11 protein-coding genes and 4 tRNA genes are annotated in these 13,117 nt (G+C 63.0%); 1 reads left to right on the forward strand and 14 read right to left on the reverse strand.

The window, feature by feature from the left end; all coding sequences use genetic code 11:
* Nucleotides 1-3 precede the first annotated feature (3 nt).
* Both hisB and BKY26_RS09890 read right to left on the reverse strand, forming a co-directional pair.
* The gene (hisB, locus tag BKY26_RS09885; protein ID WP_071690231.1) at nt 4-591 is read right to left on the reverse strand and encodes an imidazoleglycerol-phosphate dehydratase HisB; all 588 of its coding nucleotides are present in this window, start codon (nt 589-591) and stop codon (nt 4-6) included.
* A gap of 108 nt (nt 592-699) precedes the next feature.
* Nucleotides 700-1,650 (reverse strand): hypothetical protein, encoded by a 951-nt coding sequence (locus BKY26_RS09890; protein WP_071690232.1) that lies wholly within the window; start codon nt 1,648-1,650, stop codon nt 700-702.
* Nucleotides 1,651-1,832: 182 nt separating this feature from the next.
* On the opposite strand from BKY26_RS09890, the gene BKY26_RS09895 reads away from it, so the two are divergent.
* Entirely contained in the window at nt 1,833-2,675 is an 843-nt protein-coding gene (locus BKY26_RS09895; protein ID WP_071690233.1) for a tetratricopeptide repeat protein, read from the forward strand.
* A gap of 48 nt (nt 2,676-2,723) precedes the next feature.
* On the opposite strand, the gene BKY26_RS09900 is transcribed toward BKY26_RS09895, so the two are convergent.
* The 12 genes from BKY26_RS09900 to BKY26_RS09955 form a co-directional block, all read right to left on the reverse strand.
* Nucleotides 2,724-2,798: transfer RNA gene (locus BKY26_RS09900), tRNA-Gly, on the reverse strand.
* A 125-nt stretch (nt 2,799-2,923) separates the two neighbouring features.
* A tRNA-Gly gene (locus tag BKY26_RS09905) sits at nt 2,924-2,998 on the reverse strand.
* A 125-nt stretch (nt 2,999-3,123) separates the two neighbouring features.
* Nucleotides 3,124-3,198: transfer RNA gene (locus BKY26_RS09910), tRNA-Gly, on the reverse strand.
* Between the two features lie 125 nt (nt 3,199-3,323).
* Nucleotides 3,324-3,398, reverse strand: a tRNA-Gly gene (locus BKY26_RS09915).
* A 59-nt stretch (nt 3,399-3,457) separates the two neighbouring features.
* Nucleotides 3,458-4,189: a TerC family protein gene (locus BKY26_RS09920; RefSeq protein WP_071690234.1), complete on the reverse strand. Its 732-nt coding sequence runs from the start codon at nt 4,187-4,189 to the stop codon at nt 3,458-3,460.
* An 83-nt stretch (nt 4,190-4,272) separates the two neighbouring features.
* On the reverse strand, nt 4,273-5,199 hold the full coding sequence (locus BKY26_RS09925; RefSeq protein WP_071690235.1) for an AEC family transporter: 927 nt from the start codon (nt 5,197-5,199) through the stop codon (nt 4,273-4,275).
* 79 nt (nt 5,200-5,278) lie between these two features.
* The gene (locus BKY26_RS09930) at nt 5,279-5,665 is read right to left on the reverse strand and encodes an MAPEG family protein (protein WP_071690236.1); all 387 of its coding nucleotides are present in this window, start codon (nt 5,663-5,665) and stop codon (nt 5,279-5,281) included.
* A gap of 15 nt (nt 5,666-5,680) precedes the next feature.
* Nucleotides 5,681-6,475 carry a phosphodiesterase gene (locus BKY26_RS09935; RefSeq protein ID WP_071690237.1) on the reverse strand — a complete coding sequence of 265 codons (795 nt, stop codon included), beginning with the start codon at nt 6,473-6,475 and terminating at the stop codon, nt 5,681-5,683.
* A gap of 78 nt (nt 6,476-6,553) precedes the next feature.
* On the reverse strand, nt 6,554-7,189 hold the full coding sequence (locus BKY26_RS09940) for a DUF924 family protein (RefSeq protein ID WP_227434982.1): 636 nt from the start codon (nt 7,187-7,189) through the stop codon (nt 6,554-6,556).
* Nucleotides 7,190-7,340: 151 nt separating this feature from the next.
* Complete coding sequence (locus BKY26_RS20835; RefSeq protein ID WP_071690239.1) at nt 7,341-8,057, reverse strand: Flp family type IVb pilin; 717 nt, start codon at nt 8,055-8,057, stop codon at nt 7,341-7,343.
* 103 nt (nt 8,058-8,160) lie between these two features.
* Nucleotides 8,161-11,598 (reverse strand): pyruvate carboxylase, encoded by a 3,438-nt coding sequence (locus tag BKY26_RS09950; protein WP_071690242.1) that lies wholly within the window; start codon nt 11,596-11,598, stop codon nt 8,161-8,163.
* A 249-nt stretch (nt 11,599-11,847) separates the two neighbouring features.
* Entirely contained in the window at nt 11,848-12,993 is a 1,146-nt protein-coding gene (locus BKY26_RS09955) for an alpha-hydroxy acid oxidase (protein ID WP_083431397.1), read from the reverse strand.
* Between the last annotated feature and the right edge of the window lie 124 nt (nt 12,994-13,117).

Consider the following 13,117-nt stretch of genomic DNA (forward strand, 5'->3'; position numbering starts at 1 on the left):
GGGTTACAGCGTCCCCTTGGTCGAGGGGATGGCATCGGCCTTGCGCGGGTCGGGTTCGACCGCCATGCGCAGGGCGCGGGCCACGGCCTTGAAGGCGGCCTCGGCGATGTGGTGGCTGTTGAAACCATGGATCTGGTCCACATGCAGGGTGATGCCGCCATGGGTGGCGAGCGCCTGAAAGAACTCGCGCACCAGTTCGGTATCGAACGAGCCGATCTTGGGCGTGGGTAGCTCCACGTTCCAGATCAGGAAAGGCCGTGCCGACAGGTCCAGCGCGGCGCGCACCTGCGCGTCATCCATCGGCAGGTGGCATTCGCCATAGCGCCGGATGCCCCGCTTATCGCCAAGCGCCTGAACCAGTGCCTGTCCCAGAGCGATCCCGGTATCCTCCACCGTGTGGTGGTCGTCGATATGGTAATCGCCCTTGGCGCGGATCGTCATGTCGATCAGCGAATGGCGGCTCAGCTGGTCCAGCATGTGATCGAAAAAGCCGACGCCGGTCTGGTTGTCATAGGCCCCGGTCCCGTCGAGATTGATCTCGACGCTGATCTCGGTTTCGGCCGTCTGCCGGGAAATCTGTGCTGTTCGCATCGGAAGGCTCCGCCATTGTCGTTGCCGCCTTATAGGGCGCTGCGCCGTCGCGGAAAAGGGCGCAAGGGCAGGGCCGGGGCATGCGGGTTGCCGCCCCGGCCTGTTTCGTTACTGAAGGGTGATCTCGCCCACCATATCCTCAAGGAAATAGAGCTGGTAGGTGCCCGGAGCACCATCCCCAAGGAAGTAGAGGCTCATATCAACAGTGCGCGGGTTGCTGTCCCAGCTGATCGAGTTGGTCCATTCGATTCGCGGTGTGGAGTTCGACCCGCTCTGCGATCCGATCAGGGTCAGCGGCGCGCCATCCGGGCCGACCAGCGAGAACCAGGTGTTGCGCAGGAAGGCCTGATTTTCACCAGCTTGCGCGTCGGTGTCGGTCGAGAAGGCGGGCGTCGCATCGAAATCGACCCGCAGCATCGTGCCCGTGGCGGGCGCCAGAAGCCCCGGCACGTCGGTGCGGTTCATGTTCGTTTCCGCCGTCAGCTCGGTCGCGCGGGTCAGTCCGGTGGGAACGAAGGAAAAGGTCTGGCTGGGGCTGATGACCGGGCCCACCTCGACGGCAAGGTTCACCGGTATTTCCAGCATGTCATCATCTTCACCGATGATCAGCGTGGCGGTCGTCGCCTCGCGCGGCAGATACCAGACGCCGTTCAGGAAGGCCTGCGCGGTTTCCTCGGGGAAGTCGCGCGGGCGGCGTTCCGACATGGACCCGGCAGACGGCGTGAACACCCCGTACCAGTCGTAGCGCCCCTGGGCACGACGGCCTTCCTCATCGCCGGGCAACATCAGGGTAATGTCGGAGGAGCTGTAGGAGATCCGGTCCAGATCGTCGCTCCATGCCACGTCGAAGATGGCGCGGATATAGAAGAAATGACCATCCGGGCCGCCAAGCACGTAAGGCGCGCAGCAGAATGATCCGGAATTTCCGGAATGGTCGACAAGTGTTTCGTATCGGTAGACGCTCATCCCCGACAGGCTAAGCGGGGATTGGGCCAAGGCAGGCAACGCCGTGATCGCGGCAAGGCCAATGGATGCAAAGGCGGTCAAAAAGCGGGACATCGATGATCCTCCTACAAACTGTTGATGCAATACAGCGTGGAGTGTTCGAAACCGGGCTTGCATTTGCAAGGAAAAACACCTGGCATCGGCGATCTTGACTAAATGTCTGATTGACACTATATAATCCTCGCATCCGTGATTCCCGGCATTTTTTCGCCAGCCGTCCATTTCAGGAGAGTTTCATGTCCCACTTCCGCTTTGTTTCGCCCCGCACCCTGATCCTCGCCGCGGGGCTGGCGCTTGCCCTGCCGCTGGCTGCTGCGGCGCAGTCGCATATGACGTCCACCTATGGCGACATCTCCGTCACCATCACCGGAACCGGCTCGATCAGTTCGCGCGAAACCGCGCGCGGGATCGAGGCGGTTCTGAACGAGCACACGGTGCTGATCACCAATAGCAGCGTCGTCGTCGATGGTCAGGTCTACAACGTCCAGCCGGAATCGCAGGTCGTGGTCGATGGCAATGACGGATTTGCCGTGATGGTCGACGGGATCGACGTCATGATGATTGCCGAAATCGCCGGCCTGACGGCACGGGCCGAAGCAGGCGAGGCCAGCGCCCAATTGGACCTTGGCATGATCTATTGGGATGGTGAGGGCGTCGAGCAGGACTATGTCCGCGCGGTGCAGTTGTTCCGTCAGGCGGCCGAGCAGGGCAACGCGATTGCGCAATCGAACCTGGCCTACGCCTATTACAATGCTGAAGGCGTGGAAAACGACGACAACGCTGCGATGTACTGGGCTGGCCTGTCCGCCGCGCAAGGCGATGAGGTAGCCATGCGCCTGGTGGCCTTTGGGCATTATCGGGGCCGTGGCTTCCCGCAGGACCGTGCCGAAGCCGCCCGCATCTGGGCCGAGGCCGCCAATCTGGGCGACGACTATTCCGCCTACAACATGGGGATTGTCGTGCGCGATGGCGATGGCGTGCAGCAGGACGATGCGCTGGCAATCCTGTGGTTCGAACGGGCGCTGGAACTTGGCCATCCCGATGCCGCCGAACGCCTCGAAGAGATGCGCGCGCAGTAATCCCGTGGAAACACAAAAGGCCCCCGGAAATCCGGGGGCCTTTTTGATTGGAGCGGGCGATGAGATTCGAACTCACGACCCTAACCTTGGCAAGGTTATGCTCTACCCCTGAGCTACGCCCGCTCTCTTGAGGGCGGTGTTTAGGACGGGCCGTCGGGGGCTGCAAGAGGAAATTTGGGGCACCGTCCCAGGAAGATATCCACCCCGGAAATCAGAAAGGCCCCCGGAAATCCGGAGGCCTTTTTGATTGGAGCGGGCGATGAGATTCGAACTCACGACCCTAACCTTGGCAAGGTTATGCTCTACCCCTGAGCTACGCCCGCTCTCTTGAGGGCGGTGTTTAGGACGGGCCGTCGGGGGCTGCAAGAGGAAATTTGGGGCACCGTCCCAGGAAGATATCCACCCCGGAAATCAGAAAGGCCCCCGGAAATCCGGAGGCCTTTTTGATTGGAGCGGGCGATGAGATTCGAACTCACGACCCTAACCTTGGCAAGGTTATGCTCTACCCCTGAGCTACGCCCGCTCTCTTGAGGGCGGTGTTTAGGACGGGCCGTCGGGGGCTGCAAGAGGAAATTTGGGGCACCGTCCCAGGAAGATATCCACCCCGGAAATCAGAAAGGCCCCCGGAAATCCGGAGGCCTTTTTGATTGGAGCGGGCGATGAGATTCGAACTCACGACCCTAACCTTGGCAAGGTTATGCTCTACCCCTGAGCTACGCCCGCTCTGTGAGGGCGGTATTTAGGCCGACAGCCGCAGGGCTGCAAGAGGAAAATCGCGCCGTCTACGCATTTTCCGCCAGTCGCTTGCGCCGCGCTGCGCGCCACAGGTTCAGCATCTCGACGGCCCCGGCAAAGACCATCGCCGCATAGATGAAACCGCGTTCGACATGGAAGTGGAAGCCATCTGCGACCAGGGCCATGCCGACCATGACCAGGAAGGCCAGGGCCAGCATCTTGGTGGACGGGTGATCCTCCACGAATTTCGCGATCGGGGCTGCTGCGACCATCATCACCACGATGGCCACGACCACGGCGGCGATCATCACTTCGATATGGTCTGCGATGCCCACGGCGGTAATGACCGAGTCGAGCGAGAAGACAAGATCGAGCAGCATGATCTGGAAGATGACCGAGGCGAAAACCGCCTTCACCACGGTTTCCTCAGCCGTATGGATGCCGCCTTCGACCTCGTGGAAGATCTCGGTCGAAGCCTTGTAGAGCAGGAAGAGGCCGCCCGCGATCAGGATGATATCGCGCCAGCTGATGTCGAGGCCCAAGACGGTCATGATCGGCTCGCTCAGCCCGATGATCCAGGCGATGGACAGCAGCAGTAGGATGCGCAGCACCAGCGCCCCCGTCAGCCCGATCACCCGCGCGCGGCGGCGTTGCTCCGCGGGCAGTCTTGCGGCGGCGATGGATATGAAGATGACGTTATCGACGCCGAGCACGATTTCCAGAACGGTCAGGGTCAGGAAAGAGGCCCACACGGCGGGGTCGGAAAACAGCTCGATCATCTGGCAACTCCTTGGATCGGATCGCAGTCAGATAAGCTGTAGCAGGCCCGCTACAAGCGGTCAGGAGGCGGCCAGCGAAATAATCACAAAAGGCCCGAGATGGTCACGAAAGAGGCCGCTGTCGTGACCATCAGCGCGGTCGAGGCCAGCAGTTCCCGCCCATAGGCCATGGCGATCAGCGGGAAGATCGACAGCATCGGACAGGCCGCATTGATCAGGCCGGCATGGCGAATGTCCGGGGGCAGGGCGGGCAGCAGCAGGGTTGCGGCAAGAAAGAACAGAGGGTGAAGGACGAGCTTGCCCACCAGGATCACCCCCATCGGCGCGGCCATGTCGCGGGCGCTGGCAAGCGTTGCGGCGGCAACGGTGCCACCCACGGCAAAGAGCGCAACAGGCGAGGCGATCGGGCGCAGCATCTCGATGGGGCGCAGGATTGGTTCGGGAAGGGTCAGGCCGGAGAGGGAATAGGCCAGAGCGACAATGATCGACAGGACCAGCGGATTCTTGATCAGCCCCTTGAGGCCCTTGAGAAACCCCTGCAACGGCGTGCTTGTGCTGCGCTCACCTGCATCTGCCACCGCCAGAGCCAGCGGAATCAGGATCACGTTCTCAAGCAGCATCACGGTGGCGAAGATCGTCACGGCAAGGTCAGGGTAGAGGATCGACAGCAGCGGAAACCCCACGAAGGCCGAGTTGGAGCCCACCATGCCAAGCCCCACCACCCCCAGCATCGACCAGCGCGCCCGGAAAACCAGACGCCCCACAAGGATGCAGGTCGCAAACAGCGCCAGCGAGGCCGACAGGTAGACCGCGAACAGCCCCCAGTGCAGTGTTCCCGACGGGGTTGCGGTGCCCACGGCCAGGAAGATCAGCGCGGGCAGGGCGAACCGCACCACGAACGTGCCGATGGCCCTGATATCGGACCCCGCGAAATAGCCGGTGCGAACGGACAGGAAGCCAAGCCCGATCAGCAGGTAGATGGGCAGGGTGATGGTCAGGATCGTCGCCAAGGGGTCGGTCTCTGCGGATAGTTGCCTTGTGCAGCATCGCAGATTGGCGGCGTGCCTGCCAGTGTCCTTTCGGACGCGCTCAGATCACCGCGCGGATGATATTGGACAGGCTCGCGATCAGGATCATGCCAAGCGTCAGCGCCATGCCCCAGATTCGCGCGGGCACGATCTGCGGGGTGGAGCCAAAGCCGAACGCATGCAGCACCCGGCCCAGAAGCAGCGTCACCCCAAGCCCGTGAACGGCCCAGGTGGGCGCGCCCTGAAGCTCTGCACCGAACAGAAGGATCAGCCCGATCGAGGCATATTCCACGCAATTGGCCTGCACCCGCATGGCCTTTGACAGGGCCTTTTCCCCGCCATCCCCGACCGACACCTTGTGGTGACGCCTGAGGCTGATCACCCGGATGCTGAGGTGAAGAAACAGCAGGCCCAGAAGCCCTGCATAAAGCGGCGCAATCATATCCATATCCCGTCCCATCCGTCAGTAGTGGCTCACGTCCTGCGCAGGCAGGGTGAAGTCCTCGAAATGTACCACCACCCTGTCCCCGTTCGTCAGGATGATGCCATAGGCCCCCGGTTCGTCCACCGAATGGCCGCTTCCTTCCTGACCCAGAATCATGGGCATTTGATGGCAGGGGCTTTTGAAAACGGTGATCGGCAGGCCGTCGATGGAGGCGGTGATCGTGCGATGGATGTGCCCGGCGAAGATATGCTTGACCTGCGGAAAGGCGGTCAACACCCCCCGCAATTCTGCCGCATTGGTGAGGCCGATGTGATCCATGCCCGAAAAGCCGGTGTCGAAGGGCGCATGATGCAGGAAGACAAGGCAGGGTTTCGTGTCTGCCTCCAGTTCGCGGGTAAGCCAGGCCAGCCGGGTAGGGCAGAGATGGCCCGCATGCTCCACCGCCGGGGCCGTTTCATGCGTGTCGAGGCAGATCAGCCTGATGTCGCCCAGATCAATCGCGCTTTGGACAAATCCATCCGCATCGGTTGGCGCGTCCGGAAAGGCCGCGCGGAACCCCGTGCGCGTGTCATGATTGCCGATCATCAAGGTGACGGGCCAGGGCAGGTCCGCCAACAGCGTTTTCAGTCGTGCGTATTCCTGAGCGGCGCCGTGATGGGTCAGGTCGCCCATCAGGACGATCCGCTCCGCATCCGGGTGAGTTCGGGCGGCATGGGCCAGCCCCGCCGACAGCCGCGCACCGGGGTCGAGGCCAATGATGGTCTCGCCTTCCGGCGTGATGTGCAGGTCTGTCATGACGAGGATCTTGGCCATGGGATGCTCCGCGCGATTTGTCGTCGATTGCAGCCTCCCCGGCAGCGTTGCGCAAGCCCAAATGCGCCTGTCGTAGCGTCAGTCCGACGCGGTTTCGACCTTGCGCACATGGGGGAAATCGCCGGTGGCGATATAGGCCTCCTCTTCTGGCGTGGAGGGGCGTCCAAGGATCGGGTTGCGATGCGGGTGGCGGCCGAACCGTTCCAGCACGCCGCGCACTGTCCTGTTCTGGGTGCGGAACGCATCGCCCATACCGGCAATCGGCTCTGGCAGCTTTGCAATGATCCGTTCGATCAGATCGTCCAGCAGGTCCATGCGTTGCAAGTGATCCGGGCCTTCGCAATGGGAAATGGAAATGACGAAAAACGCCTGTTCCCAGGGGGCGAGCGGGTCGAAATCACCGTTGGTGATCCCGTCCAGTGCCAGTCGCGCGGCCTTGATGTCCTGGGCGTAGGCCGCAGGCGTGTCGCGCCAGAGCGAGCGGGGAAACTGGTCCAGCGCGATCAGCAGCGCCAGCCGCCCGCGCGGAGTGTCCGCCCAGTGGTCAAGTTCGCCGCGTGCAGCGGCCAGCGTCAAGTCTGCGAAGTCGCGGATGATGACCTCATCCATGCCGCCCTGCATCCTTTCGTTCCAGAAGGCGGAATGAGAGTCCGGGTTCGTCTCGTGGCCCGTTTCGGGAAACCAGAAGTCAAGGACTTGGTCCGGGGTGAACAAATGCGCGCTCCTGCAATGTGACAGGGTCGAACTCTTGCATGCACGGGCGCGGCCACCAAGCTCAATTCGCTCGGGATGTGGCCTTTTTGCAAAGCCTGCCGGTTGTCTTTCAGGCAGGTGCGGTCTTCGTGGGGGGCGTCAGGTCGCCCGATCAGAATCCGGGACCGCCGGTGGTGGAGGCGTCGAAATTGTCCAGCCCCCAGAATTCATCGCCGATGCCCTGATTGGCATTGGACTGAAGCTCGAACTGGATATCCGATGTCGGTTCGTCCACGGTCACGCGCACGGATGCCACGGAATCGTTCCAGCCGCCATTGCCGCCAAGCGCGACCGACGCGACCTCTACCGTCGCCTCGACCGTCGTGCCGTCAAGCTGCGGGATGTCGAATGTCATGCTGTTGCCACTGGCCAGCGCCACGGCAACCGGAACACCGTTGAGCGAGATCGTCGCGGTGTCGGTGCCCCATTGGGCGCTGTTATCGAGGCTGTCGCCCGCAACCAGATCGAATTCCATGATCGCGTTAGTGGCCCCCTCGGCGACTTCCACGAGGAAACCCGTTGCCTCACCGGGGCCAAGGACCAGCAATTCGCCCAGTTCACCGCCCATATTTCGGACCGATCCGCCAAGCCAGCCGGGGGCATTGCCGCCAGAGAAATCGAAAGACCCGACCGAAACCCTGCCATTGCTGAACATGTTCCAGTTGTTGGAGGACAGTTCGGCGTTGATGTCGCCGGACAGGTCTTCGACACCGCTGCTCACCACGGACATCGTTGCGATGCCAAGGCCGACAACGCCGGCAGCCAGAACGGTCATGTCGACTGTCACGGCACCGCTTTCATCGTACCAGAATTCGGTTCTCAGGGTCATGTTTATCACCTCGTCACTGCGCGATTGACGGGCAACATAACAATGAAAAGTGATTAAAAATGGACGGAGAAAGGGCGCCGCAATGTCGGGCGCCCTTTTTTTATTAGTCCAATTCGACCAGCAGATCCTTGGCGTCGATCTGGCCGCCGGGCGTCACATGGATGGCCTTGACCACGGCATCGCGGTCGGCGTGGATGCCGGTTTCCATTTTCATCGCCTCGATTGTCAGCAGCATGTCGCCCTGCTTGACGGTCTGGCCTGCCTGAACCGCAACCGTGGCCACCACGCCGGGCATCGGTGCACCCACGTGGTTGGGGTTGCCAAGTTCGGCCTTCGGGCGCTTGGCGGTCGAGGCCTGTGCCTTGCGGTTGGGGACGCGCACGGTGCGGGGCTGGCCGTTCAGTTCGAAGAAGACCTTGACCTCGCCATCCTCGTTGGTCTCGCCCACGGCCTGCAACTGCACCACCAGCGTCTTGCCGGGGTCGATCTCGGCCTCGATCTCTTCGCCGGGCTGCATGCCATAGAAGAAGGTCTTGGTGGGCAGGGTCCGCACCGGCCCGTATTCCGCATGGCGGGCGCGGTAATCGGTGAAGACCTTGGGATACATGAGGTAGCCATTGAGGTCTTCGTTATCCACGGGCTCACCCACCTTGGCGATCACCTCGGCGCGGGTGGCCTCCAGATCGACCGGGGGCAGGTGCTTGCCGGGGCGTTCGGTGTTGGGCTTCTCGCCTTTCAGCGCTTTTGCAAGGATCGTGGCAGGGAAGCCGCCCGGCGGCTGGCCCAGATTGCCGCGCATCATGTCGATAACGGAGTCGGGGAAGGCCACATCGGTCTTGGGGTCTTCGACCTCAGCGCGGGTCAGACCCTGGCTCACCATCATCAGCGCCATGTCACCCACCACCTTGGAGGATGGCGTGACCTTCACGATATCGCCGAACATCTGGTTCACATCGGCATACATCTGCGCCACCTCGTGCCAGCGTTCCTCCAGCCCGAGGCTGCGGGCCTGCGCCTTGAGGTTGGTGAACTGCCCGCCCGGCATCTCGTGTAGATAGACCTCGGAGGCCGGGGCCTGAAGGCCGGACTCGAACGCCGCATATTGGCCACGCACCGCTTCGAAATAGTCGCTGATCTTGCGGATCGCCTTGATATCCAGCCCGGTGTCCCGCTCGGTGTGGCGCAGCGCCTCGACCACGGTGCCAAGCGTCGCCTGGCTGGTGTTGCCGGAGAAGCTGTCCATCGCGCAATCGACCGCATCCACGCCCGCATCAGAGGCCGCGAGGATGGTGGCAGAGGCAATCCCCGCCGTGTCATGGGTGTGGAAGTGGATGGGCAGGCCGACCTCTTCCTTCAGCGCCTTGATCAGGATCTTGGCAGAGGCCGGTTTCAGCAGCCCGGCCATGTCCTTCAGGCCCAGAACATGCGCGCCCGCATCCCTCAGGTCCTTGCCCATGTTGACGTAGTATTCCAGATCGTACTTCGCCCGATCCGGGTTCAGGATGTCGCCGGTGTAGCAGATCGTGCCCTCGCAGACCTTGCCGCTTTCCACCACCGCATCCATCGCGACGCGCATGTTCTCGACCCAGTTGAGGCTGTCGAACACGCGGAACACATCGACGCCGGTTTCCGCCGCCTGCGCAACAAACGACTGCACCACGTTGTCGGGATAGTTGGTGTAGCCCACCCCGTTGGAGGCGCGCAGCAGCATTTGCGTCATGATGTTGGGCATGGCCTTGCGCAGGTCGCGCAGGCGCTGCCACGGGCATTCCTGCAAGAAGCGGTAGGCCACGTCGAAGGTCGCGCCGCCCCAGCATTCCACGCTGAACAGCCCCGGAAGGTTCCCGGCATAGGCGGGCGCGGCCTTGATCATGTCGATGGACCGCATCCGCGTGGCCAGCAGGGACTGGTGCCCGTCGCGCATGGTGGTGTCGGTGATCAGCAGCTGTTTCTGCGCCGCCATCCAGTCGGCCACCGCCTGCGGGCCCTTTTCATCCAGCAGCGTCTTGGTGCCGGGCAGGGCCTCGCCGCGCGGGGCAGGGGCCTTGGCCGGTTTCAGATCGGCCTTGGGCTTGGCGCGGCCCTCGGTCTCGGGGTGCCCGTTCACGGTGATATCGGCGACATAGGTCAGGATCCGAGTGGCGCGGTCGCGCTTGGGGCGGAAATCGAAAAGCTCCGGCGTCTCGTCGATGAACTTGGTGGTGTACTGGTAGTTCAGGAACGTCGGGTGCTTCAGCAGGTTTTCCACGAAGGCGATGTTCGTGCTGACGCCGCGAATGCGGAATTCGCGCAGCGCCCGGTCCATCCGTGCAATCGCGGCTTCCGGCGTCGGCGCCCAGGCCGTCACCTTTTCCAGAAGCGAGTCGTAATACCGCGTGATCACCGCGCCCGAATAGGCGGTGCCGCCATCCAGACGGATGCCCATGCCGGTCGCCCCGCGATAGGCGGTGATGCGGCCATAATCGGGGATGAAATTGTTGGTGGGGTCCTCGGTCGTCACCCGGCACTGGATCGCGTGACCGTCGAGTTTCACGTCATACTGGCTGGCCGTTCCCGTGGCCTCGACCAGCGATTTACCCTCGGCAATCAGGATCTGTGCCCGCACGATGTCGATGCCGGTCACTTCCTCGGTGACGGTATGTTCCACCTGGACGCGCGGGTTCACCTCGATGAAGTAGAAGTTCCCGGAGTCCATATCCATCAGGAACTCGACCGTGCCCGCGCATTCGTAATTCACATGCTCGCAGATCTTCTTGCCCAGAAGGCAGATCTCCTCGCGCTGCGTCTGGCTCAGATAGGGGGCAGGGGCGCGCTCCACCACTTTCTGGTTGCGCCGCTGGACGGAACAATCGCGCTCATAGAGGTGGTAGATCGCCCCGTGCTTGTCGCCAAGGATCTGCACCTCCACGTGACGGGCGCGGGTGATCATCTTTTCGAGATACCCTTCGCCGTTGCCAAAGGCGGCCTCAGCCTCGCGCCGGCCCTCGCGGACCTTCTCTTCCAGTTCTTCGGGGCCATGGATCGGACGCATCCCGCGCCCGCCGCCGCCCCATGAAGCTTTCAGCATCAGGGGATAGCCGATCTCTGCCGCTTCCGCGCGGATCGCGTCCATGTCGTCGCCCAGAACCTCGGTCGCGGGGATCACCGGAACCCCCGCCTCGATGGCGACGCGCCGGGCGCTGGCCTTGTCGCCAAGCGCGCGCATGGTCTCGGCCTTGGGCCCGATGAAGGTGATCCCGTTCGCTGCGCAGGCATCCACGAATTGAGGGTTTTCCGACAGCAGCCCATAGCCCGGATGGATCGCGTCAGCGCCGCATTCCTTGGCGACGCGGATGATCTCGTCGATGGACAGGTAAGCCGCAACCGGCCCCAGACCCTCCCCGATCTTGTAGGCCTCGTCGGCCTTGAACCGGTGCAAGGACAGCTTGTCCTCCTCGGCGTAGACCGCCACGGTGCGCTTGCCAAGCTCATTGGCGGCACGCATCACTCGGATCGCAATCTCACCCCGATTGGCAATCAGGATCTTCTTGAAGTCGGCCATGAACATTCCCCTCTGTTCTGGATGGCGCGGACGTTAGGCAGAAATTGCTGCGCTGCCAACATAATTGTTGCTGAAATGTTGCAAGAGCGGCGATAGCGCTAACAGTTCTATATTTTACAGTGGCTTGAAGACGTGTGTCATTCCGCTGCAAGCCTTGGTTCGAGAGTGACCCTAGCAATGAAAATTGCGAATCCCACGCGGGAAACGACCTGTTGCGCCGCGTGATCGACCTGTTAGCGCTGAACACTCCTAGCCGGTCCGAGGCACCACCAGCCGCCCGGGAAGCTCCGACAGACGCCGTGCCCCGATCTGCCCCATGCAAGAGATCATGTCCTTCACCAACAGCGCATGCAGATGCGGCGGCCCGGCCTCCCCCAAGGCCGCCAAAGCATAGTGCCAAGCCCGCCCCAGCATCACGAAATCCGCCCCAAGCGCCAGCGCCCGCATGATGTCGAGCCCGCCCTCAATGCCACTGTCGAAGATCAGCGGCAGGCGGGTCGCGGCGCGGATTTCCGGCAGCGCGTCGATGCTGGCGCGGGCCCCGTCGAACTGGCGGCCCGCGTGGTTCGACACCCAGATCGCATCGACCCCCGCCGCCTGCAGCCGCTCCACCGGGGCAGCCTCCATCACGCCCTTGACCACCAGCTTCCCCTGCCAAAGGTCCCGCAAACGGCCCAGGTAGTCCCAATCGGGCGAGGTCCGGATCAGATAGCCCACATGGGCGGTCTGCGGCAGGCTGGTCTTTTGCTCCGCATAGCGGTCCAGCGTCCGCATCCGCGGCATCCCGGTCCTCAGCGTGCCCAGTGCCCAGGCCGGGCAGCGCATCACCTGCGCCATCAGGCGGGGTGTCAGCCGAGGAGGATTGGTCAGGCCGCCGCGTGTCTGCCGTTCCCGGCGAGAGGCAACAGGTACATCCGCCGTCAGAACCAGCGTGTGAAACCCCGCATCCCAGGCGCGTGCCAGCATGTCCGCCAACACCTCCGGCGCGCGCGGCGGGTAGAGCTGGAACCACCCCATGCCGCCCGCCTCCGGCCCCACGGTTTCCGGCGTCTGACTGGCCACGGTGGAGAGCCCATAGGGAACCCCCACAGACCCGGCAAACCGCGCCAGCCGCCGTTCCGCATCCGGCCAGATCACCCCCGACATGCCCACAGGCGCGATCCCGAAGGGCACGGCATAGTCCCGGCCCATCAGCGTGCAGGACAGATCGGGCGTAAATTCCCCTGTCAGGATCGCGGGATGAAACAGGACCCGATCCAGCGCCGCCCGATTGCGCGGCAGGACCGACTCCGTGCCCGTGGCGGAATCGAAGAACTCCCAGACGAAATGCGGCACCCTGCGCCGTGCCCGCGCCTTGAGGTCGGAAATCGCCGGATATGTCTGGTCCAGATCCATGCCCCGACCAAACCCGGCCAGGCTGCCCCTGTCCAGCCCGTTCCCCTTCATCTTGGCAAAAATACCTCGGGGGTTTGGGGGCTGGCCCCCAAGCGGGCGATGAGGCTGCCCCGCAAGGGGCGGG

It is taken from the genome of Nioella sediminis (assembly GCF_001879695.1).
Taxonomy (GTDB): Bacteria; Pseudomonadota; Alphaproteobacteria; order Rhodobacterales; family Rhodobacteraceae; genus Nioella; species Nioella sediminis.

Coding starts and splice junctions, on each gene's coding strand:
- hisB (WP_071690231.1), bottom strand. CDS start 591: ATGCGAACAGCACAGATTTCCCGGCAGACGGCCGAAACCGAGATCAGC.
- BKY26_RS09890 (WP_071690232.1), bottom strand. CDS start 1,650: ATGTCCCGCTTTTTGACCGCCTTTGCATCCATTGGCCTTGCCGCGATC.
- BKY26_RS09895 (WP_071690233.1), top strand. CDS start 1,833: ATGTCCCACTTCCGCTTTGTTTCGCCCCGCACCCTGATCCTCGCCGCG.
- BKY26_RS09920 (WP_071690234.1), bottom strand. CDS start 4,189: ATGATCGAGCTGTTTTCCGACCCCGCCGTGTGGGCCTCTTTCCTGACC.
- BKY26_RS09930 (WP_071690236.1), bottom strand. CDS start 5,665: ATGGATATGATTGCGCCGCTTTATGCAGGGCTTCTGGGCCTGCTGTTT.
- BKY26_RS09935 (WP_071690237.1), bottom strand. CDS start 6,475: ATGGCCAAGATCCTCGTCATGACAGACCTGCACATCACGCCGGAAGGC.
- BKY26_RS20835 (WP_071690239.1), bottom strand. CDS start 8,057: ATGACCCTGAGAACCGAATTCTGGTACGATGAAAGCGGTGCCGTGACA.
- BKY26_RS09950 (WP_071690242.1), bottom strand. CDS start 11,598: ATGGCCGACTTCAAGAAGATCCTGATTGCCAATCGGGGTGAGATTGCG.
- BKY26_RS09955 (WP_083431397.1), bottom strand. CDS start 12,993: ATGGATCTGGACCAGACATATCCGGCGATTTCCGACCTCAAGGCGCGG.